Source organism: Aquimarina megaterium XH134, assembly GCF_000520975.1.
Lineage (GTDB): Bacteria > Bacteroidota > Bacteroidia > Flavobacteriales > Flavobacteriaceae > Aquimarina > Aquimarina megaterium.
In genome coordinates this window covers 100716-124565 of sequence record NZ_JACB01000026.1, presented here as the reverse complement: position 1 = coordinate 124565, position 23850 = coordinate 100716, and the positions used below count along the sequence as shown (strand labels likewise).

Here is a 23850-nt window from a genome sequence, read left to right as displayed (position 1 = left end):
ATATTTTATTAAAAAAATAGCAAAATATAATTTTGTTATCTTTTTAAATTGCTTTTTGTAATAGTTTAATTTTTTGGTTTAAATCAGTATTTAGTTTCTCGTTCTTTAATCCTTCTTCCGAAAAATTATCATAGAAAGATGGTAAAGAAAAATCTGCAATAATATTTCCCCCTAAATGTGGAAATGTCATTTTCGCTCCTTGAAGAACTCCCAATCCACCTCTTCCTCCTGGAGAAGTCGACATTAATAACATAGGTTTATTCTTCCATACCTTTTGGTCTATTCTTGATAGCCAATCGAAAGCATTTTTAAATGCTGTGGTATATGATCCATTATGCTCTGCCAAAGAAATTACCAATGCATCTGCAGATTCTAAAAGGTTATCTAATTTAGTTGCATCTTCTGGTATTCCATTTTCTGTTTCTAAATCAATACCATATATTGGTAAATCAAAATCATTTAGATCTGCTACTATTATTTCAGAATTTTCAATTTGGTTTGCTGCGTATCTTGCCAATGTTTTATTCATTGACTTTTTGCTATTGCTTCCACCTATCGCTACTATTTTTTTCATTGTAACTGTCCTTTTAGTTTTTTAATTAATTGTTTTAATGTATCTGCTTCTTCAGCATTAAGATTATTCATCATAGGTTTGTGAAAATCATGAACCTTTTTGTCTAATTTTTTCAATAGTTCAAGACCTTTATTAGTAATTATAATATCCATTTTTCTCCTATCTTCGGTACAAAGTGTTCGTTCAACAAGTCCTTTCATTTCTAGTTTATCAACAATACGAGAAACATTGCTAGAACGTTGTACCATATTTTCTAATATGGTGTTTACAGAAATAGGTTTGCCTTTGGCTCCTCGTAATATCCTTAATACATTAAACTGAGGTTCGTAAATATCAAACTCCTTTAGCTCTCTTGTTATTGAATCTGTAATCCAATGTCCTGTTCTTATAATCTCAAAAATAGCTTCAAAATAAATATTCATTACACATACATTATTTGTAGGTACAAATATATATCAAAAAATATGAACTGTACAAATTGCATCTACATTGCACATATGTATCTACTCTCCTATAGTTACTATCTTTTTTTAAGAAGTTGAGTCAAATCTCTTTTAAACATTCAAAAATCAAACTCTACCTTTTCTATACGATGATGGAGTCATGCCTTCAAATTTCTTAAATGCGCCATTAAAAGAGGAAAGACTACTAAAACCTGTATCAAAAGCAATTGATGAAATCGTATATTTATCACTTCCTGCACTCGAAAGTAGTTTCTTTGCGTCTTGGATTCGATAATAGTTTATAAAATCATTAAAATTTTGCTTAGCATATTGATTAATAACCGATGATGTTAGTTGTGTGGTTTTTCCTATCATGGTACTCAGTTTTGCCAGAGATACATCTGGTTCGAGGTATAATTTAGTATCAATAACCAATTTTGAAATCTCATCAAATAAGAGGTTATTGTTGTTTGCTTTAAACACATCACCATCCAGATCTGTTACTTTAAGTTGGAATGCTTTATAGCTTAAAAAATAGATAATTACCGAATATAATATTGGGCCTACAACATACGGTACGGTTTCATCTAATATGTTTAGAACATAAGATCCCCAGATGACCACAAAACCAATAATTAAGAGGTGTAACCAATTTAATATTGCGCTACGAGATTTTGTTTGTTGCTCTTGCTTATAGTGCCTCTTTGCACGTTTTAAGGTTCTCCAGGATAAAACTATATAAAAAGCGAAGTGTAGATATATAAAAACAAGACCACTCGAAAAAACGATAATAACCAACTTGCTGTTTTCATACCATTCTTTGGTCACAAAAAGACTAGCGATAAAAATCAAAGCAAATGGAACGAATTCTAAAATATAATACTTGGGTAATTTAAAATTAGGGCGTGTCATCCCAAAAACATACCACCTTAAAAGTGGTCCGATTAGTAACAAAAATGCTAATCCCGCAAAAATAAATATAGGCTCCAGATCATCACCAAAATTTAACATGACCGATTTACCTATTCTAAATGCCATACATACAAGAATGAATGCCAGTAAAAGATTACTCAATGTCTTTTTCTTTTTAAAAACACTTAAGTAGAAGGCAAATAACACCCCATGCAAGAGTCCTGCACTACTAACAATTACAAGTAATATATCTAAAAAACTCAATGGAATTATTTTTTCCAAATGTAGGGATATTTAAAATTCAAAGAAAGTACAAACCAAGTATTGATTTGTACTTTAAATCTAAGATAAATACTGCTTATGCTATAAACCTCTATATGTTTTTGGATTCTCCTTTTGCATATGATGTTAAACTAACAAGGTTAAAAAACCGTCCAATACTACCTTTCATAATTGCAACAACACTATGTACAGCAATAAGTTGCCTGGCCAAAGGTTTATTTTCTACAGTCGATATTTGTTTAATTAATTCTTTGGCTTTCTGAGTACCTCCTTCTTCATATGCAATTAAGACTTTCATAGCATTTTCTTCGGCTGTTATTTCTCTATGCTTTGGTGTATATCCCAATGCCGAAATCATAGTTTCTGCTAATATCCATGTAGACCAAGGATTTTGACCTGTTATCAAGTTTTTATCATAGCTAATATGTTCCAAATACGTGGCTCCCTCATTAAAACGTGCACCCTGAGCTACTAGTTTATCTTGTAAAAGAAAAGGAAATATTTCTTCGGCATCTGGAATAAGTAGTAATTCCTCATTATTAGTAAAACTACTCACTTTTTTGTTTTCTAGTAATGGGCGACCGGTATCGAGAGTTACATTTACCAAAGCTGCCGGCCCATGACATACTGCGCCAACCACCTTATTTGATTGATATAAATGGCGTACAATATTTTGAATGTCCTTATTTTGTGGGAAATCAAACATTGCCCCTTTTCCTCCTGCAAAAAATACAGCTTCATACACATCTGGGTTAATATTTTTTACCGGAATGGTATGTTTTATTTTATGTTGAGCAATGCTATCGTTTAAAAATGCAAAATCATATTTCCCCATATCATCATCATCAATCACAACTGGTGGTTCTCCTCCCAACGGGCTGGCAATATCGACTTCAAAACCATTCGCTTGAAAAACGTAATAGGCACGTGACAATTCGGTTAGTTCATAACCCGTACTTTTATCGGTGCTCCCCATAGTAGCTGTGCTTGTCACTATAGCAAGGATTTTTCCTCGTGAGGGTTGGATGTCTTCAGATAAATATGGTAAATCAATTGTTTGTGTAGTAGACAAATCGGTACCCATTTCTTCTATAGGTAATAAACTCATAAACCACCAACCGAAAATAAAAAGAAAGACGATTATACTGCCAGAGACAATTAGAATCCATTTAAGAATTGGATATTTTTTAAACATAACATGATTTTTAGAATTACAGTGCGAAGTACTACCAAAATCATTGTAAAAACTGTCGAAATGATAATTCCGTCAGACTAAATTATGTTTTGAATACCTTATGTAGTAATCAGATAAGCAAAAAAGAGACCATCTATAAAGATGATCTCTTGAATATTCTAAAAATAAATTCAATTAGAATTTTAATATTATTAAAAGAAATGTTAGCATATATATTGACCGCTCCAAGGCAAATAACAACATACCTTAACACCATCTACATATATAAATGAACCATCCCCACCACAAGGGCGGCTTGGACCTGCGCTTCCTTCGATACTTTTTTGCTCATCTTTAGATAACTCTTTAGCTCCTGTTACATTTAAAAGTGCTTTTTTCATAATTCAGAATTTTAGGTTTTAAGAATATTTTTTGAATAGAATTTAACTCTAAATTTAATGTTTTTTAATACGGTAATCAATCACATTAATTAAACTTTAGGAATTATGTTACAAACGATTATAATATAAAAGCCCATCACCAAAATGATAGACTTTTACAGGTAGAATTGGCTAATTCATTACCATATACAGTCGATATGGTATTACCGTTACACTGCATTGTGTTCCTTACCAACATGTGGTTTTTATTTTGCTAGTAATTCTCTTTTAAATCCGTTATTAAACTTGACATTTGTAGTGGTTTGTTCATACAATACTTTACCTTTAATATTACCATCCCAATCTGCTGGAATTACTTTTCGCTTTGCCATAAAAGTATATCCATTAACGGTTTCATATTCTATTTCCATAAGAGATATCCCTAATGCACTTCCTTTTACAGTAAACAAAAATCTATCTACAAGAAGAGTAGTTGGATTAATATACAGTATAAAATCATCCTGAACATCCCCTACTCCTTTTTCAAAACCTATTTTTACTATGCTGTAATTTACCTTGTTATATACTCTATCAGGAAGCTGCGTATACACAATACCATTATCTAATAACTTAGGCATCATAGTAAACCAGTAATAATTAGCTTTACGCAAAAAATCAGAACTTCGTAATGTTCGTGTATCTGTTATCTTAGTGTTTTCAATAGTTATCCACGAATTACCTGTACTTTCGTAATATTGGGTAACTATTCCTTTCTTTTTAGGAAGTACAAATACGTTATGTGTTTTATATTGTCCCCAAGACACTTCTCCATTAAAAATATAACGCTCTACAGAAATATCACTTTTCTTAGTCTTTGGGCTATAAAAATCATAGGTAAACTCAACATCTTTTAGCTTTTTAAGTAGTTCATAATTTCCTGTTCTAGCAACCATTTTTTCTATTAGGGCTTTAGCAGAATCGCTATTTGATAATTCCTTTTTTTGGGCAAAGGTTATGTTAGCCAGTATACAAGCTATACATGTAATGTATATTCTCAATTTCATAATCTTGTAATTTTTATAAGAATTTGTCAGTTTTTTCATTTTTGTCACGTTTTTTACGTTTTAGTCTTTTGTTTTTTCCTCCACCAAAACGGTAAGAAAGTCCAAAATAAACAGATTGGCTATCACGTCTAAATTCACCATCCTGAATAACAGTTCTATAAGCTTCAAAAGCAAATCTTTGTGTTCTGAAAATGTCATTAAAATTAACACTAAAAGTTCCTTTTCCTTTGGCAAAATTGTAACGGGCACCGGCATTTACGAAAATATTGTCTTTTAATTCGTACTGTAATATTTTTTGCGGACCACTATAAAAAGTAAAGATTTGGAACGTTAAGTTTTTAGAAGCTTTAAAACTATTATTAAGTCTTGCATTTAATAAAGTATTATTAACTTTTACATTTTGACCTTCAATAACTCCTTTTTGTGTTCTGGTATACACATCAAAGTTTGCATTAAAATTCCACCATTTTATTGGTCGGTAACTTACCGAAAATTCAACTCCATAAGCATCATTACTATCAAAATTTGCATAATCAAGAATAAGTAGTGTTGGATTGTTTTGATCAAAATAGCCTATTCTATTAATCTCATCTTTAATTTTTCTATAAAAACCACCAAACGTTATATTGCCTTTATTTATTTTTCTGTTATAATTGAGTTCGACCGAATTGGTAAACTGCGGCCTTAAGTTTGGGTTACCTATGATAATAATCTGGGGAGTACTAATACGTCGTATAGGACTAATCTGGGTTAGTGATGGCCTATCAATACGTCTACTAAAACTTAATTGATATGAGTTTTTCTGCTCTTCGTCAGGAGTATATTTCAAAAACCCAGAAGGAAATACATTAAAAAGGTGATCTTTAAAACTATCTTGTGGCTCCCCTACTTCATTAAATTGAGTCGTTACATTATAATCTTCTAATCGAACTCCAATATTATATTGCCATGTATTAAAGTTTTGACTAAACGTTGTATAAAACGAATAAATATCTCTATCATAAGAAAAGGTCGAATTTCTAAAATCAATGCGACTCGTTTCATAAGAGTTATCGGTACGTCGCAGACGCGTTTCTACTCCAATTTCTACGATTGACTTCTCGCTAAGAGGGTTTACATAATCAAGATTTACTGTCGTATTTGTTCGTTTATCATCAACAATTTCTGTATAATTATTTATAGGTGAATTTCCTGCGAACTTAAAATCGTTAGCAATATCACTTTGTAGTGTATTATAATCTAATTCGAGTTCTATGGTATGTCCTTCTTTAGCAAAAGAATGTAGAAAATCAACATTATAAGTCGAATTTATATTATCTCTTTTTATTGTATCAAATTGTATGAAGTTTGAAGCAGTATCGTTAAAAAAAGTAAGTGTTTTTTTACCTTCTAGATCTGCACTAAACAAATTTTGATTGGTATACACCGAAAATGTGTTTTTTTCGTTAATGTAATAGTCGACACCTACTTTAAATAGATGTGATGTACGACCATTATTATTTTTGGTTAACTGATTCGTTTGTTCTATAGTTCTGGTAACAGTTCCATCTGTTATTTGCGTCCCGAAACGATTGCCATAGCTCCCGTAAAAATTAGTTTTCCCTGTTCTGTAATTTAGACTCAGCGAATTATTAAATCGTGCTTTTTGTCCAAAAGTTACCCCAGAGTTTATAGATCCGTTAAACCCTAAACGAGTACTCTTTTTTAAGATAATATTTATAATTCCGCTCATACCTTCGGGATTATATTTTGATGATGGATTTGTGATGAGTTCTATAGATTTGATTGATGTAGATGGTATTTGTTGTAATAAATCGGTGGCACTAATGTTAGTTGGTTTTCCATCAACCAGGATACGAACATTCTCATTACCCCGAAGAGAAATTTCGCCATCTTGATTAACACTTACCGAAGGAATATTACTCATGATATCACTTGCTGAAGCCCCAGCAGTGGTTAAGTCTTTTCCGACATTAATAACTTTTCTATCAACCTTTTGTTCGATAGTCGAACGTTCGGCTGTAATTTCGACTCCCTCAAGAGCAACAGCTTCTTCTTCGATTAAAATAGTTCCAAAATCGATTTTATTGTTTGATTTGGTAATTGCAATACTCTTTGTAACTGTTTTGAAACCAATAAACTGAACTTCAAAATCATATGCTCCAAAAGGAATTTTATCTACAAAAAACACTCCCTTGTCATTTGTAATCCCACCAGTTGTGATCTTATCTCCGGATTTAACAATTATGTTCACATAAGGTATAGGTTCTTGTGTATTTTGATCTAATATTTCTCCTGTAACTGTACCCGATTGCCCATACATACCTATAGAAATAAGGAAAAGGAATATAAATGCATGCTTTCTATTCTCTAAAAGGTTAGGTAAGATTGTTTTCATAAAGTTCATTCTCAAAAAAATTATGGTTTGAGCGGCTAAATTATATGAAGAGTAAACCCGTATAAAAAAAACAGACAGAAGCAGTATAAGTGATGCCATAGATTGGGTTACTGCCGATCTATGATTTTGTCTACGGGAAATAGATTTTCGACACCACAAACCCTCAGTTTGGTGTCCTATACGAACTTGGGTTCTTTTAATTTGTACCTTTACAATCAATAGAAATAGAAAACGATATGTTACATAAAATCCAAAGCTTTCTGGAAGTTTCAAGATTCAAGTACCTCATATTTGGGCTTTTGATTTTTGTCTTTTCCGCTTCTACCGCAAGTTGGTATTATGCAACAACTGAAGAATTGTTAATCACGTACAGTATAAGAGCTATATTACAAATTGCCATGTCCTATGTGATTATAGAATTTTTAATTGTACATCTTTTAAATAAGGGTAAGGTCTTGATTTTTTGGATATCAATCATAATAACACTAGTTACTTTTTACCTTATTTGCACCTTAACGTATATGTATTATTTTGAGCCTACCTTCCCTGCAACGTATGTAAATTATATAAAACGTTTTACCGATGCTTCACTACTAGGGAGGTTTACCAACATAGGTGAGTTTATATCAAAATCATTGTATTTACTGTATCCAACATTCTTAATCCTGGTATTAAAACTTTATACAGAGAAACAACGTTTACTAAAGTTAAACGAACAGAAAAGAACAACCGAGCTTGCTGCATTAAAAAATCAATTAAATCCTCACTTCTTATTTAATACATTAAATAATTTACATGCATTGGCCTTAAAAAAGTCTGATGACACTACCAAAGTAATTCAAAAGCTTTCTAATATCCTCGATTATATCTTATATCGTTGTAACGAAAATTATGTATCATTAGATAAAGAAATTGATTTAATCGAGAACTATTTATCCTTAGAAAAAATTCGTTATGCCGATAGAGTAAAAATCTCATTTAGTAAAAATGTAACAGGACAAGAAAAAATAGCTCCTTTATTATTGCTCACATTTATCGAAAATGCATTTAAACACGGTGTTAAAGAAGAAATAAATCAAGCAAGTATCGAAATCAACATCTCTAAAAAGGAAGAGCAATTAGTGTTTAATGTAAAAAACAGCAAACCGATGGGAGTTGATATTTCTATGAATAAAGATTCTATAGGGCTAAAAAACATAAAAAAACAATTAGAATTACTGTACCCCAAAGCATATGATTTGATTATTGAAAACAAATCAAATTCATTTTCTGCTAATCTTAAATTAGATATTATATGAGCTATACATGCTTAATTATAGACGATGAACCTTTAGCCAGAGAATTAATCGAAACGTATTTAGATAAACTACCAGATTTTGAATTAATTGCTTCGTGCTCAAGTGCTATTGAAGCCAGTTCGATATTAAATACAACAAAAATAGATTTACTCTTCTTAGATATTGAAATGCCAGTATTAAAAGGCACCGATTTTTTTAAAAACCTTGTCTACAAACCTCAGGTAATTTTTACTACTGCTTATCGTGATTATGCAGTAGATGGATTTGAATTAAATGCTGTAGACTATTTATTGAAGCCAATATTTTTTGAACGTTTTTTCTTAGCCATTCAGAAGTTTTTAAAACAGGAAAGAAAATCCATTTCATCTGATTCACCAGAAGATACTGTACATAAGAAAATAGATTTTGTTTTTGTAAACAAAGCAAAAAAACAAATAAAAGTACTTTTTGATGATGTTCTGTATATTGAAAGTTTAAAGGATTATATTAAAATTCATTTAGAGAATGAAGCACTAACGATTAAGGAAAGTATCTCTAGTTTTGAAAAACGTATTGATAAACGTTTTATTCGTTTACATCGTTCTTATATTGTAAATAGCGAAAAGATCACTGCATATACTAAGAATGATGTAGAAATAGGAAGAATTGAAATTCCTATTGGAAACAGTTATAAAGATAACATGCTAGCTTTTTTTAAATGACTTGTATAAAAGCTTCTCATAAAAAACAGGTATACAAACATCAAAACAACTTCAAAAACCTATTCTAAACACTTATTTTTTTAATTCCTCTAGTGCAAAAAACGGATCTTTATTAAAGGCTTTCCAATCCTTTTTTAGCTGTTCATATAAGGTATCAATTTCGGTGAAATCAATTTTTAAATCATCTTCGGATTTTTTGAGCTCTAGAATATACTCCATAAGTTCGTAACAGAGCGTAAATTGGCCGCAGGCAATTAGTGTATCCATTCTATTTTTGGCAATATCCTTTTTATCCCACCATAATGTTGTTGGTGTTTCAGATGCAGTTAACCCTACACTCATTAATAATTTGCTAGGTACTGGTTTAATATCCTTATTATAACTGGGCTTAGCTCCCGAATAAGGTGTCTTTTGGCCATTTAGCTTATATACTGTGGTGGTAATACGTTTGTTTTTTAGTGAATATTTAGAATAGAACAAATCATAATTAAGTCTACGCATTTGTTTTAAGAAAACATCATTAATCATTTTTACTGCAGATGTTAATCGATTTGTAAGCATCTGTTGCACCAATCCAATATCAAGTTTTTTAAAACTCAGGATGTCATCTACAAGTGGTTCTGGTACATTTTTTTTAAAAAGCGATGCCATCTTGCTTTTAAAAAACTTCATGATAACCGAGGCTAATCCTCCCAATATTGTTAAAGTCAATCCAATACCAATTAATATACTGCCAATGATATAGATGGCAGGCCAGGCACAATCATCACAACTATTGAAAATTTTCATTGAATTTATAGCCACTATAAGTACTCCTATTACAAGAAGTATCCAATACAATGGTTTAATCCTGAAATATGTTAAGGCTTTCGCTATAAACTGTTTTACAGAAACTCCTTTTTTCTCAAAACTATTATCCTGATGCCAGGGTACCATTTTAAAACTTCCAACATCATTTACGATGATAAGACTGAGTGCATTTTTCATTCTCTCATTAATTCGAATCATACTACCAATTCCTTGATTATCTGCAATACCACCATCCATGATTCCTACTCCATCAATAAATCTATCAAGGCTTTTCAATGCTTTATAATCTGTAGTATTATGATCTTTAAAATAATCATCCGGAAATTGTAATGGTTCAAACCCAAGAGGAAAACAGGAAGATGAAGCAATAATATCTCCCAATTGTACTTTAAATTTAAGCTTTTCTACAGATGTATTAGAAAGTGGAGAATTACCAAAAACTCCTGTATTTTGAAACCTATACGTAAGTCCAAACGAAAAATCTGTAGCATTATAACATACTTGTTTTAAGTGTATTGATGCTGGGTCCTTGAACATAGAAAAATCTCCCTTAAAAACTTCCATTTCTGCATATGTCAATGCAAACGCATTAATCAGGGAACGTGTCTTGTATGAATTATTTTTCCAAACGGTATCATCTTCCAGTTTCTTAATTGCTGTATCTAATAATTTATCGTTTTTAGGTTCAAAGGTTTGGTAAAATGCTTTAAAAAAATCTGTAAAACTGTGTTTCGTATCCTGTGCAGATTTGGCATAAGCCACTGCCAAAAGTGTTCCACCACTAACAGAACTTAAAGCTTCTACATATTCTAATAGAGGTTTTTCTTTAAATTTGACTTTATTTAGATACGAGAGTATCCCCAAAGAATAGAATGTTGCTCGATAACCACCGCCGCTAAAACACAAGCCTATATTTTCAAAAGGAATAAAGGTACTTTCGGTACTACTATTATCTTCACTCATAATTCCAGAATTTTACAGTATATTTTTAATAAAAGAATACATTAATAAGAAATCTAAATCAACTATTTATAATCAATGCGGGGAATTAAAAAATGACGATTATGATGTTTAAACTTAAGATGAACTTTTATAGCTAACAATACGTAAAAATACCTGTTTTCATATACACATTCAATAAATAGTATTTTTTATTTAGTACAATCCTGTATCGCTTCATCCAAAATTGCAATTCCTAAATCTATTTCTTTTTTGCTTATGGTTAATGGAGGAGCAATTCTAAAAACACTTCCGTAACCTTTCATTCGAACTATATTCATATTTAGTCCCAGCTCCAGGCATCTACTACATATTTTTTGCCCCAAATCATCGTCTGGTATCTTTGTTTCCCTATCCTTTACAATTTCAACACCTAATAAAAGTCCGCTACCTCTTACATCCCCTATACATTCATATTTCTCATGTAGTTGTAGCAATTGCTGTTTTAAGTACTTCCCCTTTTCTAAAGCATTTTTGGCTAATTGTTGTTCATCGAGTATGTCGAAAGCAGCCGAGCCAAAGGACGCACAAAATGGATCGGATACATGAGAAGTCACATAAACAAACCCTCTTTTATGGCATTCTTCCTCTATTTCTGCCGTAGTAACCATTGCAGCCAAAGGAAGCCCTCCTCCTAGTGTTTTTGATAAGGTTAAGAAATCAGGAATAACATCATATTGTTCAAAAGCAAAAGTTGTCCCAAGGCGTCCTAATGCCGTTTGGGCTTCATCAAATATTAGCAATAATCCACGTTCGTCACATAGTTCTTTTAACCTCTTAATATAGTCGGGTTTTAATTCTATCATCCCTGCAGCACTCAATAAAGGTTCGGCTATTAACGCGGCATATTCACCAACAGATTGCTGATCGGCCATTTTCATGCCTACTTCCAGGCAAGTATGATCACAACTCCCTTTACAATGTGCAATCGGGCAGCGATACTCATAAGGTGCCGGTATCATCAAACTACCAGACATCGCAGGTCCGTATCCTTTTCTTGTTTTTGAATAGGTATACGATTGCGCCCCGGCCGTCATACCATGCCAGGATCCAGAAAATCCTATGATTTCAAAACCACCAGTAACTAATTTTGCCATTCGTATTGCCACTTCATTCGACTCGGATCCTGTATTTAGAAATATACATTTGGACAGACTATCGGGTAGTTTGCTGGTTAGTTTTTTGGCAAGATCAATAACCGGAGGAGACAAAATAGAACTTAGTAAATGAATAGCTTTATCTCCTGATTTTTCTAATATTTCAACAAATTTTGGGTGGTTATGTCCAAATACAGAACACATTTGACCAGAAGTAAAATCCAGAATTGCGTCTCCTTTTTTATTATAGATATAGCTTCCAAAAGCTTTTTCGGCAATAAAAGGTGAAAACTCACCACAATACCGTATTAGTGTTTCCTGGGCCTCTTCTACTTCTTTTGGGTTTAAATCTTGCATAACGTTTTACTTTTGATAGCAAGTTCGATCAATTTTAAACCCCAAAATTGTAAAATTCAATCATTTTTAACCAGGTCGGCATATTTTTTTGGGATCATCCCAACATTCATTTTAAAATATTTATTAAAATGACTTTGGTCAAAAAAGCCCGTATCATAAGCAATATCGGTAAAACTATCTCTCGTCTTTATGTATTCTTTAGCTTTTTCTATTCGCAGATTTTGTAGATAGCGAATAGGCGAAATCCCGATATTGGTTTTAAAAAGACGTTGAAAATGACTATCACTTAAACAGGTTAGATCTAATAATTCTTCCACTAGTATGGTGCGATTATAATTATGCTCGAAATGTACCAGTGCCTTTTTTAAAATAAGTTTTGACTTTGTTGAATTAGCACTAGTACTAATCAAAAAATGCTTAAATACTTCTGGTACTCTGGTTTCTTCACTATTTGTAGCACCCAAATTCTTCGTATTGGTATCCCTGATCGATTCGAACCAGGTATCAAAATGATGTTTATACGAATGGCAATTCTGTATTATTGTTAGACCTAATCGGTCACTGGAAATAGTATTGAAAGAGTATAACTTTGGAACTCGTATCACCTTATAATGAAAAAAATTCTCTACCAACGTCTGGTGTGCCACATAAGGAGGGATCACGACCAAATCACCTGCTTTTAATGTGAATATAGCATCTTTACATATAAGATTTGAACTTCCATTTATGATATAAGAAAAGGTATAGCGATCCGGATGCAAATGCATCGGGAAAAAATGTTTTTTATCATAACATATGGTCGCACATTCCATGATATAGATAACTTATCATACGAAGGTAATTAAAAAAAACACATACCCTTTACATAAAATTAGTCATTATAACGACAATACCTGTGTTTCTTAAATTGAATTTTTGAGTATCTCTATTTTAGAAATTGAAGAATTCTTAAGTATTGATAATGAAGGCTGTGATCTTAAACATGCGCTATTTTTACCAATTTCAGGTAGAAAACCCGCTATAAATTGGGGGTTTTAACTCTTTTTAATTGATTGTAAATGCTATAACTTTAGTAAAGCTAAATATGGGCTAACGGTATTCTAAATCTGTTATTATGAATCCAGCTTCTATCAATGAAGTAATCGAAAAATTAGAATCTATTCTGCAGTGGTCAAAAGAGCACTCTAGTCGAGTGGGCTATTTCGCTAGTTTATATTTGCGAGTAACCCAAACCATTAAAAACAAATTAGGTACCGGGTATTTTGATGATGATAAACGACTTGAAGAGTTAGATATTCATTTTGCAGCACGCTATTTTAAAGTAGTTGAACAATTTCAAAACAATGATCCTGCCATGCCCAAAGCATGGGCAGTTGCTTTTAATGCAATATCTGATCATGAACTCATTATTGTTCAACACTTATTATTAGGAATGAATCCACATATCAATATTGATTTGGGAGCTGCTGCTGCAGAAATTGCTCCTGATGCTGCTATTCATGATTTGCACGATGATTTTCAAAAGGTAAATACGATTCTTGCTTCTATTATCCCAACTGTTCTGAAGGAGTTAAGTGAGCTTTCACCATTATTATACTTATTAGAAGACATTGCAAAAAAAGAAGAAGAGGCGATTATTAATTTTAGTATGAAAATCGCACGAGACTTTGCCTGGAAACTTGCTATCGAATTAGCACCACTCACCTTGTCAGATCAACAAATTGTCATTGAACAAAAAAATATAGATATAGCCCAGGTGGGTCAAAAAATTATTGACCCAGGTTTTTTGGGAGAATCTGTCTTAAAGATTATTAATTCTGTCGAAGTAAAAAATGTCGATCAGATTATTGACACCTTAAATGCTGGAAACGAATTACTTGAATTAATAGAACAAGAACAAGGCATCACACTAAGTCCGGAAGCTCTTAAGAATGCTCCTAACCAGATATATTACTTTCGAATAGCAAAAGGAGAATGGACTGGTAATTTTAATTTTAAAATAAAAAGCTGGTCTAAAATGCTAAAGGCTTCGATTAGTATTAAAAATAAGATATTGCTTACTATGATGGGGTTATTTCAGAAAATAGTTGGTGATGCTTCTATCAAATCAATTATTACTCCTTTACCAAATGAAGGAAAAGCAGGTGTTGCCAAAAATGATTTCCGAATTCATAAAGGTTGGTTTACCCTTTTTATTTCTAAAGAAGATTACCTTTTATCTCCTAATGGCAAAGGAGTAATTGTAGATGCCCATGTTCGTTTTGGACCTTTTTCTTTTTTGTTCAGAGAACATGATGTGTATCCTGCTGTGATTTATGATAATGGTCTCAAAGCATTGTATCATATTGATTTGTTAGGCACCCAATTTGTTGGTGATTATACTGTTCGATCAGATCAAAAGCAAGTACATTCGGTTTTAGAGAATGATTGGGCAAAAGCAGTAGAAATCTTGAATAAACAATGATAATATTAAATCACTTTACTGCTTAATTGAGTTCCATATATCTAGATACATTTTCCAATTAGTTCCAACTTTTCTCCAGACAATCACATATTTACCTTTCCAGGAAATTTCTTCTCCGTTAGCTTTTTTTGTAGTGCCTTGATACGTACCATAATCATATGCTTCATTACCGATGATTTTAATCTCAATAGGATCTATTTTATGGTTAATGATTGATATCCCTTCAGGAAGTTTCCAATATCCCAATATATCTTCTATTCCTTCAATAATCTTTAAATTATTAGGGAATATTTTGGCATCCTTGGTATACGATTCACCAATCATTTTATAGTTTGAAGTATTTACATATTTAGAAAAGTATTTACCGTTTTCTAATATTTGTTTGATCTCTGCTTTTTCTCCTATATAGTTTTGCCCAATTGCCTTATTACAAATGAATATGAGAAGTAAAATTGATAAAAATGATTTCATTTTTTAGTTCTTTTGCTTTCTATAGAATATTTTGCTCACTACTTTCCATTCTCCATCTACTTTTAATAGATTCATGTAATCAATAAATGCAAATGTTTCGTATTCAATTTCAAGTTTTGCTTGTGCTGCATTTCCTGTGATATCTATAGATGCAATTTTTGTTTTCCGGTTTTGTTTCGGTCCCGGTTTCATTACTTTTTTAAAGAATTCTAAAGCATTTACCTCTTTGTAACCGTCTTTTGAAATAAATTTCATCGTAGCATTGGTATGAAATGCTTTTTTTAAGGTTTCAAAATCATTATTTGTACCACCGTCCAGATAATACGTAACGGTTTTTTCTACAAGTGCTTTATCAGATTCCTGAGCAAAAGTTAATGAAGAAGTACTAATGCATACAAGTAGGATATAAAGTATTGTTCTCATCTGTTTATTTATTTTAAGTTATTTATGATTTGTTTTCTTAAGCATTGCTACAACTTGTTTTGCCACGGATTCAGATGCTGTAGGGTCTTGTCCGGTAATTAATCTACCATCAACTATATAATGATTATCCCATCCTTTTTTAGAATAGGTGAAATTTCCACCATTTTTAGTAATAGCCTCTTCAATAGAAAAGGGAAAAGTTTTATAATACGCTTTGTTTTTATTTTCAAAAGCATCAGCAAAACCATTTACCTCTTTTTCTTCATACAGATATTTTCCATTTGTTAACTTTAAATTTACAATTCCTGCAGTTCCGTGACAAATGGTTGATACAATTCCTGTATTCTCATAAATTTTCCTTGAGATACTCTGTATGGCTTTATTCTCAGGAACCCCGAACATAGCAGCCCCACCACCACTATAATAGACCGCTTTATAGTTTTTTGCATCAATAGCATCTGGTGAGTACGTATTTTTAAATAAATTCATAAAATCTAAGTCGTCTAAATATTTTTTTTGAATAGGATCTGAGGTATTTATATATCCTATTGGTATTTCGCCACCTTCTGGGCTTACAAAATCAACCTGGTAGCCAGATTTTATAAATACATCATAGGCCAATACGATTTCTGCAAAATGATTAGCCGTTTTTAGAGTTGTGTCTCCGTAGGTACGTTGATTAGAGGTAACAAACAAAATCTTATCTTTTGAAGATGCCGAGCACCCCATAAAAAGAAAAACCACCAAAAATGATACTATACAATTTCTCATACTGAATTAATTTTCAGCAAATTTGAAAAATCCTCACCTGTATTGGTTTATATATTATAAATCAGAAGTACTGATTTATAAATTAGAACTATTCTGTTTCTTTTTTATATGCCGCCGGAGTCTTACCAACTATCTTTTTAAAGGTAGTATAAAATGTTGATTTCGAATTAAATCCACACTCATACCCAACAGCTTCTGTAGTATAATTGCCTTCGTCAACCAAAAGTTGCTTGGCTTCCTCGATTCTATATTCGTTAATAAATAGAGGGAAGCTTTTTCCCAGATTGTCATTTAGAAATTGAGACAAGTAATGCGGTAAAACGTGCAGTTGTTTAGAAACGTCTGCAAGTTTTAAATCCGGGTTTTTAAATAACTTCTTTTCTTTAATCATACCATCTAATCTGATTTGAAACTTATTTGCTTCATCATGGTCTATCTTTTTATCCGCGTATTTAATCGTTTCTTCAAAAAACAAAGACGTTTTATTTCTTTTCAATACCCAAAATAGAATTAACAGAAAAAACACAAACGAAAACGAAAGTGCACCTACGATATACGATGTGTAAGATCCAATATTATATCCCATCCAGATAATAAATACTCCACCAAATACACTTAAAACCCAAATTTCTAATTGTTTTATTTTATGCTCTTTAGAAAACAATGTCTTAAAAACCGTTTTTAATTGAATCGCTGTACATATAATATACAAAAGCCATTGTAGATATATGATTTTAACCAAGTTTCCTGACCATAATCTTTTATGTTCCCAATACGGATATATAATGCTTAATACAATGACTACTAACAGAACAGGGATAACATGAAATAACCACCAGCCATTACGTTTGGACTCAACTATCAAACTTCTGGTATACAAGTATAAAAAAGGACCTATTAGAACACAAGCCGAAAGCCCTATTTGAATAAATACTTCTGATAATGCTGGATTAAAATAAAAGAAAACGGATTTTAGTATTCGTACACTTAATACAAATAAAAGTGCCGACAGGAAATAATTAGACAGTCCTCTTTTCTTAGAAAAGAAAGCAAAATAAAAACTTAACAAAAACCCGTTTAATGCTCCTAGTGCACTAAAGAGAAATAATAATTGACGCTCTAAATCCATGAAAATATAAAAAGTAAACCCGTTGTGTATTTTAAAATTAATACTATAAAAAAAGCGTCAATTCGAGTGGTTTTTCATAGTGACCTCTCGACTGCGCTCGAGATGACATAGAGAAAAATTCTACTTCGGCAAGCTCTGTAGAACTATCGAGAATAGCTTTTTTGATTCCAAATCCTCGTCATCCTGAGTGTATCGAAGGACTCTATACATTTCTTCCTATGGTCGAAGCACTCTAATTGACGAATTTGGTATTCAAAAATATCAAAATGCACAACAGGTAAAGTAAATATATAGCAAATATTTAAAAATGATTTATAATTTTCATTTCCATTCCAGATACATTACCCCTATTTTACTATTCTTTGATAACCCCAGGAATTACATATTCAACGTGAATTCGATCTAAGGATTTAGTTTAAAAAAGCCATCAAAAGGCATTTACTTGAAAATTTACGTCAGTCAGAGTAATTTTCGGTAGAAAATTGTATCAAAAACAAGTAAATTTTCTTACGTAGAACTCACATTATTTACTTTACTATTTTATCTGGCTTATACTGTAGTTGATTAAACTACACCAGCTCACGTCTTAATTCATTTAAAGAGATGTTGCTATTAATCAACCTGGTGATTACCTCTTCACGAAATTCATCCAGATCATCATAATCATAATATTTGGCCCACTTGTAGGTTTCGAGAAGGTTTTTGATTTGCTTGATAAGCTTTCGGGTTGCATCTGCAGAACGTAGCACAGCAACCTGATCATAATCAGGATTATCTTTATGCATATAGCTTACCTTTTTGGTTTCAAAATCAACCGAAATATAATAGGCATCTACATCGGGATCCAGATTTTCTCTAAAATCTGCCCAATCTGCATATCCCAATCGTAAATCGTCAATTTCTGGAGGAAAATCAGATACTAGTCTCCATTGGCACTTTGCAGCTCTACCCCAATGGTTAGACATTCTATATACTCCATGTTTTGTATAATAATAGGTACTCCCCGACTCACTTCTGTAATTTGGTTTTCTTCTGGTGATTTCGCGTAGCGAAGCTCCTCTGAATACACAATACGTTTTATTAAAGAAGTTATAACGCGTGTATACCTTAACGTGTTCCTTTTCCTGATGTTCCAAATGCATATTTTTTTCCCGGTGGCAAAGAAATCACAATTTTTTCAGAAAGTAAAAACAAGTTTTTAACATCTGTCCACAATACTGTTTTTTGTTTTTATAACTCGTTGTGCATTTTAAATGAATAGACAGATTTTGATTAAAAACTATCTAAATACACAACGGCTTCTTCTAGCGTCTCTGGATATTAATTTCTTTGTGTTCTACAAAGAAAACAAAGTAGTACTCAATAGTAAAATTGCCATCAAAAAGGGGGATTTAACCTGTCTACATTAGGCATTACACTCTTTTATGAGTACTGTTTGTATCCTAACTTTGATCAATAGGTTTAGATTTTTAAAATGATAAAGTGAACATAATAGTCAATTGGCCTTTGACAGGCTTATCAAACGAGAAGTAAAGAGAAGTCCTGTTGCAGGGACTCATATTTTTGAATTAGCTTGATTCTAAAAAAGCATCTTGTTACAGAACAAGATGCTTTTTTACTGGCATGTACCTAATTAATTCAGGGTATAACTACTTTGCATTTTCGTAAAATGTCAAGGCTCTAGAAGGACATTTTTCGATCTGGTTTTTTAATGCTTCAGAAGTAGCCATCTCTGGTCGGATCCATGGTTTTTCCTTAGGTTGGTATACTTCTGGTAAGGTCTTTACACAAACACCCGCGTGAGTACATTTTCCAGGTTTCCAAACTACTGTAATCTCTCCGTTGTTGTATTCTTTTCTAATCTCATTTGCCATGATATAATAATTTAAAGTGTGGATTATACTTCTATTTAAAGATATAGCTTCCTTTTAAATACAATATAAAACCGAATGGTTTTCTCAGTAAATCCGAATCATATTCGATAATTAATCAATATACACCATTTTATTAGGCTCTTTCGGGCTTCGTTTCTTAGACCGGTTATAGATTCATGATGTAACGTTTTTTGACAATACTCCTCTAATAGATAATAGTTTTTAGATATATTTAGAAATGAAAAAGGAATTCTTTACTGCTGCTAAAGTATATGTAAGTACCTGGATATTGATCGTATTATTGTTCCTTTCATTATCATTAAGAGCAGATATTAGTTTTAAAAAATCTGTTGAAACCTTAATAGAAGTACTTCCGAATACTGCATTTTTAGTAAGTACCCATATCGCATTTAGCATTTTTTATATACTCTTTTTACTCATTCGATACTTCATAAGAATATACCGTCGCAAAGGCTTTATTATTATGGGGAAACAAGTACTATTTGGTGTAGTGATTCCTTTTTTTGTCCTATTGGGTATCTATAAAGCTATTATATATACTAACAGTGTAGAAGAGTTTTCTTATAAGTGGGATTATTCTATTGAAAATACTAGCAATACGACAAATGATCTTTATAAAATCGATGGGAAACATCGCGGAATGAGTGTATTTGGCTGGGGTTCTCAAAACAAAAAATCTATTACTACACTAGTAAAAAACAATGTAGAATGGGTGGCTGTTATTCCTTTTTTATACCAGAAAGATCAACATACCATACAAATGGATACCCCAAAAGCTATTGGGCAATGGTCCAGGAGAGATTCTGTTTTTATCAACAGTATTGCACAATTACGGGCAAAGGGAGTTCATGTACACCTAAAACCACATTTATGGATGAGCGAGGGCTGGCGCTCTGATATTTCGTTACCTTCTGCCACCGACTGGGATACCTGGTTTGATTCTTATCGTAGCAATATGATCCATTATGCACGTATGGCTCAAAAAACAGGAGTTGAACTATTCTGTATAGGGACCGAACTACGATCATCGTTACAACATCAGCCGGATCGATGGAAAGCCCTGGTACAGGAAATCAAAACTATATATCATGGTAAGCTTACTTATGCCGCCAATTGGGACGGAGAATTTAAACATGTCGATTTTTGGCAAGAATTAGATTATATTGGTATACAGGCATATTTTCCACTTACCAAAAAATCTCATCCCGACCTGGTTACTTTAAAAAAGGGATGGAGTACTCACATTACAACATTAGAAGCCTTATCTCGAACACACCAAAAGCCGATACTATTTACAGAAGTGGGGTATAAAAGCGAAGCTTCTGCTGCAATACAACCATGGGAGTGGCAGTCTTCTTTGGGTATCCTATATCAGAAAAAATCTGATCGTACCCAACAGCTTGCATACCAGGCATTATTTGAATCATTATGGAGTAAAGAATGGTTTTCGGGTATGTATATTTGGCAATGGGATACCAGAACTTCTATCGATAGTGCACCTACAAGCCTGGATTTTTCACCGCGCTACAAACCAGCACAAAATACCATTGCAAAAGGATATGCTCGCCAGAACATACATAAAAACTAATATCCACAATACAAATATAAACCTCTCATTACCATACAACAAGATCAATTCATTCTGTTACTATTTTATGTCTATCACATGTTCTAAACGTACGTAATTCTTCGGTACCAACCACAATACCATTAGCTATAAATGTATTGGCATTATCCAGCTTTACGATAGTATACGTTTGTTGAGCAGTATCAATTTCTTTGATATTTAAAATTTTCACCGCACGAGAACTAGCTTGTAATATACTCCCTGCTTTAAGCTGTTTAACATTATCAAACCGGTATGCCATCTGTGTTTTCCCGGGAGAATAAGACAACCAATCTCCAGAAGAAGATAAGAGTGGATGATCACGGGTACAGGTAATCGTAGAACCATTGGATAGTGAAAGCGTAATAAGAGCATCATGTATTGGGTTTGCCAGTTCTTGAATGGTCGCAGTAATATAGCTACCTGTAGATTGATCATAAGAAAGTACCTGTTCTCCTACTAGTATATTCTCTATTGGTTTTTGAGTGTGATCCGCCATAGTAATCAAAGTGCCTTTGGCAAAACAGTGTACATCAATTCCATCAAAATAGATTTCAGAAAGTACTGTATCTTCATATTTATCTCCCGGATACACCTCCATAATCTCGAATTTCATAGTCCAGGGCGGTAAACTTTTTGAAGTAATATAATCTATACTCTTATCTAATTTACCTATCGGATCTACTTTAAAATGTTGTGCAGCACGTTGATCGGTAAGATTTAGGATTGCATAGGGTTGATTCTTAACATACACTTTAAGTTTTTTTACTCTACTATTGTTTCGCCAGGTCGTTTCGCTTTTTACATACCCATTTACAACAATAATTTCTGTGATGCGAGGGCTTCCCTGGTAAAAACTATATTCCAGGTATTCTCCTACTCCATATCCGGGTACTCCTTCTACCCATGCATTTTTATAGTTAAGATCCATGGCATTCTCTGCATGATAATTTATGTTTCCCTGATCGGCCAGATATGATGATGCAGTTTCTTTAAATGGTCCTCCACCGCAATACCAACTACACCCCTGGCCTTCAATATCCCAATAATTAGTCATTGTTTCATCAACCATCTTATCTAATTCTGCTTTCTCCTCCTGGGTAAGGTCTTCTTTTTTTAATCCCTTTGACATGCGTTCCCAAATGGCTTCACAAGCTTTTCTGTTTCTGTTAAACTCCTTTTCATCTGTAGTATTCAAGTCCAGTACTTCAATACGTGTTGGTGTAAGCACCTTGATTTCCTGGGCATAAGAAAAAAATGTAATAAATAGTATGATACAGATAAGTGTATTTTTCATCTGTTCTTTTTTTATTGTTTTTTAGTTGTCAGATGGAATTCGCCATTGAACATCTCGGTTGGTATCAATTCAATTGTTATGGCTCATTTCATAACATGTATGGTATATCATTGGTATGCACTACAAATATATTATTTATTACCGCCACCGCCTCCCCTGTTTACCGTGATAAAACAGCATTAGGAGCGGTATTAATTTCCTTTGTTTAATTAGAATCGGGGGCTGAGGAGTGATACGATATACGCTCACCGTTTGAGAGTATTTCGACACTTCGGCAGGCTCAACGTAACACCTCAGGGTTCCTACTTCAAGAATTGAGTTCTTTGGCTTGGTTCACGAAACACATAATCGAAGTTCGTTTACTATAAAAGATGTTATCAACATTATTTCTAGACCCTACAAAGATGTATGTAATATAACCCCTGTTAAATCAATGCTTTTGAATTATTACAGTAACATATAATACTGTTGAGAAACCAATAATTTCCACACTACCAAAAAGTGAAAATTATTATTTATTTACGGTTTATACTTCGATTTTATGTTTGTGTAAACAATTAGAAAGGAACAACTAACTCATCTGTTTTTTAAATAGTTTTGAATCATCATTAACCAAATTCTTAAAATCTTACACAATGAAAAAATCCATTTTAAAATTAGGCCTGTTTGCTTTTATCTCCGTTACTTTTATAGCATGTCAAAACGATGGTCTTGATGCTCCCGAAGCACAAGAGGTACAAAATGCAACTGTTCAAGATGCTTCAAAACAGTTTGTAAGTGTAAAAGACGTATCAAACGATCCTACGATGCCACAATTAGTAGAAAAATTGATACATCAAAACAACCAGGCAACTGCCAAAAGGGTTGGATGCACATTAGATAGTGATATCGGATGTGGTAGTGATGCCGCTGCAGAGATCGAAGAATATGTAAATCTTTCTAACTGTATTTCTTTTAGCAAAGGAACATTGATCATCCCTATTCAATCCAGACAGTTTACCTATAACTATTCATATTATATCGATGGAGACGGAGATATAAACATGGATCAGTATCAATATCAATTCGATTCTCATGTAGCAGATATCGCACAGCGAATAGCACCTAACAAAATAGCACTGGTAAGTGCTAATGCATCTAATGGTTGCGGAAGAGGTTGGAAAGTAGCTAATATCACGTATACTGTTATTCTCGGTAACTAAGATTAATCTTGATCTTGCTATAAAACAACACATGACAAGCCCTATATATCTGTTTTGATGTATAGGGTTCTTTTATTTTATAGGGGGATGTTTTTTGTTTTGT

23 protein-coding genes are annotated in these 23850 nt (G+C 32.6%); 6 read left to right on the top strand and 17 right to left on the bottom strand.

All coding sequences use genetic code 11. The features are described from left to right. Positions 1 to 43 precede the first annotated feature (43 nt). The 7 genes from Z053_RS0114165 to Z053_RS0114135 all read right to left on the bottom strand — a co-directional run bounded on the left by Z053_RS0114165 (position 44) and on the right by Z053_RS0114135 (position 7227). The gene (locus tag Z053_RS0114165; protein WP_025665668.1) at positions 44 to 574 is read right to left on the bottom strand and encodes an NADPH-dependent FMN reductase; all 531 of its coding nucleotides are present in this window, start codon (positions 572 to 574) and stop codon (positions 44 to 46) included. Next, positions 571 to 996: a MarR family winged helix-turn-helix transcriptional regulator gene (locus Z053_RS0114160; RefSeq protein WP_025665667.1), complete on the bottom strand. Its 426-nt coding sequence runs from the start codon at positions 994 to 996 to the stop codon at positions 571 to 573. Before Z053_RS0114160 ends, Z053_RS0114165 begins: the two co-directional genes overlap by 4 nt. A 147-nt stretch (positions 997 to 1143) precedes the next feature. After that, the gene (locus Z053_RS0114155) at positions 1144 to 2211 is read right to left on the bottom strand and encodes an AraC family transcriptional regulator (RefSeq protein WP_025665666.1); all 1068 of its coding nucleotides are present in this window, start codon (positions 2209 to 2211) and stop codon (positions 1144 to 1146) included. 91 nt (positions 2212 to 2302) lie between these two features. After that, positions 2303 to 3406, bottom strand: coding sequence for a type 1 glutamine amidotransferase domain-containing protein (locus Z053_RS0114150; protein WP_025665665.1), 1104 nt, complete (start codon positions 3404 to 3406; stop codon positions 2303 to 2305). Positions 3407 to 3609: 203 nt separating this feature from the next. Next, entirely contained in the window at positions 3610 to 3786 is a 177-nt protein-coding gene (locus Z053_RS31525; protein ID WP_160170094.1) for a hypothetical protein, read from the bottom strand. Between the two features lie 245 nt (positions 3787 to 4031). Further along, positions 4032 to 4829 (bottom strand): DUF6503 family protein, encoded by a 798-nt coding sequence (locus tag Z053_RS0114140; RefSeq protein WP_152538314.1) that lies wholly within the window; start codon positions 4827 to 4829, stop codon positions 4032 to 4034. A 13-nt stretch (positions 4830 to 4842) separates the two neighbouring features. Next, entirely contained in the window at positions 4843 to 7227 is a 2385-nt protein-coding gene (locus Z053_RS0114135) for a TonB-dependent receptor domain-containing protein (protein WP_025665663.1), read from the bottom strand. 236 nt (positions 7228 to 7463) lie between these two features. Here Z053_RS0114135 and Z053_RS30175 point away from each other — a divergent pair, with 236 nt between their 5' ends. Continuing rightward, complete coding sequence (locus Z053_RS30175; RefSeq protein WP_051476060.1) at positions 7464 to 8525, top strand: sensor histidine kinase; 1062 nt, start codon at positions 7464 to 7466, stop codon at positions 8523 to 8525. Then, complete coding sequence (locus Z053_RS0114125) at positions 8522 to 9226, top strand: LytR/AlgR family response regulator transcription factor (RefSeq protein WP_025665661.1); 705 nt, start codon at positions 8522 to 8524, stop codon at positions 9224 to 9226. Before Z053_RS30175 ends, Z053_RS0114125 begins: the two co-directional genes overlap by 4 nt. 72 nt (positions 9227 to 9298) lie before the next feature. On the opposite strand, the gene Z053_RS0114120 is transcribed toward Z053_RS0114125, so the two are convergent. The 3 genes from Z053_RS0114120 to Z053_RS30170 form a co-directional block, all read right to left on the bottom strand. After that, positions 9299 to 10999 (bottom strand): patatin-like phospholipase family protein, encoded by a 1701-nt coding sequence (locus Z053_RS0114120; protein WP_025665660.1) that lies wholly within the window; start codon positions 10997 to 10999, stop codon positions 9299 to 9301. A gap of 188 nt (positions 11000 to 11187) precedes the next feature. Continuing rightward, a complete protein-coding gene (locus tag Z053_RS0114115) occupies positions 11188 to 12489 on the bottom strand; it encodes an aspartate aminotransferase family protein (protein WP_025665659.1) in 1302 nt (433 codons plus the stop codon). A gap of 56 nt (positions 12490 to 12545) precedes the next feature. Beyond that, entirely contained in the window at positions 12546 to 13301 is a 756-nt protein-coding gene (locus Z053_RS30170; RefSeq protein ID WP_025665658.1) for an AraC family transcriptional regulator, read from the bottom strand. A gap of 103 nt (positions 13302 to 13404) precedes the next feature. Here Z053_RS30170 and Z053_RS32085 point away from each other — a divergent pair, with 103 nt between their 5' ends. Together Z053_RS32085 and Z053_RS30165 are read left to right on the top strand one after the other, a co-directional pair. Continuing rightward, on the top strand, positions 13405 to 13527 hold the full coding sequence (locus tag Z053_RS32085; RefSeq protein WP_255518905.1) for a hypothetical protein: 123 nt from the start codon (positions 13405 to 13407) through the stop codon (positions 13525 to 13527). A gap of 76 nt (positions 13528 to 13603) precedes the next feature. Continuing rightward, entirely contained in the window at positions 13604 to 14953 is a 1350-nt protein-coding gene (locus Z053_RS30165) for a DUF5995 family protein (protein WP_025665657.1), read from the top strand. 15 nt (positions 14954 to 14968) lie between these two features. Here the strand turns inward: Z053_RS30165 and Z053_RS0114100 are convergent, their stop codons facing one another. From Z053_RS0114100 to Z053_RS0114075, 6 genes are all read right to left on the bottom strand, one after another. Beyond that, a complete protein-coding gene (locus tag Z053_RS0114100) occupies positions 14969 to 15424 on the bottom strand; it encodes a YybH family protein (RefSeq protein WP_025665656.1) in 456 nt (151 codons plus the stop codon). Between the two features lie 3 nt (positions 15425 to 15427). Then, complete coding sequence (locus Z053_RS28585; RefSeq protein ID WP_025665655.1) at positions 15428 to 15847, bottom strand: nuclear transport factor 2 family protein; 420 nt, start codon at positions 15845 to 15847, stop codon at positions 15428 to 15430. An 18-nt stretch (positions 15848 to 15865) separates the two neighbouring features. Beyond that, positions 15866 to 16618: a type 1 glutamine amidotransferase domain-containing protein gene (locus Z053_RS0114090; RefSeq protein WP_051476058.1), complete on the bottom strand. Its 753-nt coding sequence runs from the start codon at positions 16616 to 16618 to the stop codon at positions 15866 to 15868. Positions 16619 to 16706: 88 nt separating this feature from the next. Next, on the bottom strand, positions 16707 to 17747 hold the full coding sequence (locus tag Z053_RS0114085) for a helix-turn-helix domain-containing protein (RefSeq protein ID WP_025665653.1): 1041 nt from the start codon (positions 17745 to 17747) through the stop codon (positions 16707 to 16709). Positions 17748 to 18316: 569 nt separating this feature from the next. After that, positions 18317 to 18889: a hypothetical protein gene (locus Z053_RS0114080; protein WP_025665652.1), complete on the bottom strand. Its 573-nt coding sequence runs from the start codon at positions 18887 to 18889 to the stop codon at positions 18317 to 18319. 507 nt (positions 18890 to 19396) lie between these two features. Next, positions 19397 to 19621 carry a (4Fe-4S)-binding protein gene (locus Z053_RS0114075; RefSeq protein WP_174412100.1) on the bottom strand — a complete coding sequence of 75 codons (225 nt, stop codon included), beginning with the start codon at positions 19619 to 19621 and terminating at the stop codon, positions 19397 to 19399. 238 nt (positions 19622 to 19859) lie between these two features. Between Z053_RS0114075 and Z053_RS28575 the strand changes: the two genes are divergently transcribed. Further along, positions 19860 to 21230, top strand: a complete 1371-nt coding sequence (locus Z053_RS28575; protein WP_025665650.1) for a glycoside hydrolase family 113 — start codon at positions 19860 to 19862, stop codon at positions 21228 to 21230. Between the two features lie 49 nt (positions 21231 to 21279). On the opposite strand, the gene Z053_RS0114065 is transcribed toward Z053_RS28575, so the two are convergent. Beyond that, positions 21280 to 22545: an NADase-type glycan-binding domain-containing protein gene (locus Z053_RS0114065; RefSeq protein WP_025665649.1), complete on the bottom strand. Its 1266-nt coding sequence runs from the start codon at positions 22543 to 22545 to the stop codon at positions 21280 to 21282. Between the two features lie 635 nt (positions 22546 to 23180). On the opposite strand from Z053_RS0114065, the gene Z053_RS0114060 reads away from it, so the two are divergent. Next, a complete protein-coding gene (locus Z053_RS0114060; RefSeq protein WP_025665648.1) occupies positions 23181 to 23747 on the top strand; it encodes a hypothetical protein in 567 nt (188 codons plus the stop codon). The last annotated feature ends 103 nt before the right edge of the window (positions 23748 to 23850 follow it).

What these genes read in the sequence shown, in the direction of transcription:
- Z053_RS31525 (WP_160170094.1), bottom strand. Translation starts at nt 3,786, where the DNA reads ATGAAAAAAGCACTTTTAAATGTAACAGGAGCTAAAGAGTTATCTAAA.
- Z053_RS0114115 (WP_025665659.1), bottom strand. Translation starts at nt 12,489, where the DNA reads ATGCAAGATTTAAACCCAAAAGAAGTAGAAGAGGCCCAGGAAACACTA.
- Z053_RS0114120 (WP_025665660.1), bottom strand. Translation starts at nt 10,999, where the DNA reads ATGAGTGAAGATAATAGTAGTACCGAAAGTACCTTTATTCCTTTTGAA.
- Z053_RS0114125 (WP_025665661.1), top strand. Translation starts at nt 8,522, where the DNA reads ATGAGCTATACATGCTTAATTATAGACGATGAACCTTTAGCCAGAGAA.
- Z053_RS0114080 (WP_025665652.1), bottom strand. Translation starts at nt 18,889, where the DNA reads ATGCATTTGGAACATCAGGAAAAGGAACACGTTAAGGTATACACGCGT.
- Z053_RS0114090 (WP_051476058.1), bottom strand. Translation starts at nt 16,618, where the DNA reads ATGAGAAATTGTATAGTATCATTTTTGGTGGTTTTTCTTTTTATGGGG.
- Z053_RS28575 (WP_025665650.1), top strand. Translation starts at nt 19,860, where the DNA reads ATGAAAAAGGAATTCTTTACTGCTGCTAAAGTATATGTAAGTACCTGG.
- Z053_RS28585 (WP_025665655.1), bottom strand. Translation starts at nt 15,847, where the DNA reads ATGAGAACAATACTTTATATCCTACTTGTATGCATTAGTACTTCTTCA.
- Z053_RS0114150 (WP_025665665.1), bottom strand. Translation starts at nt 3,406, where the DNA reads ATGTTTAAAAAATATCCAATTCTTAAATGGATTCTAATTGTCTCTGGC.
- Z053_RS0114075 (WP_174412100.1), bottom strand. Translation starts at nt 19,621, where the DNA reads ATGGCAAATGAGATTAGAAAAGAATACAACAACGGAGAGATTACAGTA.
- Z053_RS30170 (WP_025665658.1), bottom strand. Translation starts at nt 13,301, where the DNA reads ATGGAATGTGCGACCATATGTTATGATAAAAAACATTTTTTCCCGATG.
- Z053_RS30175 (WP_051476060.1), top strand. Translation starts at nt 7,464, where the DNA reads ATGTTACATAAAATCCAAAGCTTTCTGGAAGTTTCAAGATTCAAGTAC.
- Z053_RS0114065 (WP_025665649.1), bottom strand. Translation starts at nt 22,545, where the DNA reads ATGAAAAATACACTTATCTGTATCATACTATTTATTACATTTTTTTCT.
- Z053_RS0114160 (WP_025665667.1), bottom strand. Translation starts at nt 996, where the DNA reads ATGAATATTTATTTTGAAGCTATTTTTGAGATTATAAGAACAGGACAT.
- Z053_RS0114140 (WP_152538314.1), bottom strand. Translation starts at nt 4,829, where the DNA reads ATGAAATTGAGAATATACATTACATGTATAGCTTGTATACTGGCTAAC.
- Z053_RS0114135 (WP_025665663.1), bottom strand. Translation starts at nt 7,227, where the DNA reads ATGAAAACAATCTTACCTAACCTTTTAGAGAATAGAAAGCATGCATTT.
- Z053_RS30165 (WP_025665657.1), top strand. Translation starts at nt 13,604, where the DNA reads ATGAATCCAGCTTCTATCAATGAAGTAATCGAAAAATTAGAATCTATT.
- Z053_RS0114060 (WP_025665648.1), top strand. Translation starts at nt 23,181, where the DNA reads ATGAAAAAATCCATTTTAAAATTAGGCCTGTTTGCTTTTATCTCCGTT.
- Z053_RS0114165 (WP_025665668.1), bottom strand. Translation starts at nt 574, where the DNA reads ATGAAAAAAATAGTAGCGATAGGTGGAAGCAATAGCAAAAAGTCAATG.
- Z053_RS0114100 (WP_025665656.1), bottom strand. Translation starts at nt 15,424, where the DNA reads ATGAAATCATTTTTATCAATTTTACTTCTCATATTCATTTGTAATAAG.
- Z053_RS0114085 (WP_025665653.1), bottom strand. Translation starts at nt 17,747, where the DNA reads ATGGATTTAGAGCGTCAATTATTATTTCTCTTTAGTGCACTAGGAGCA.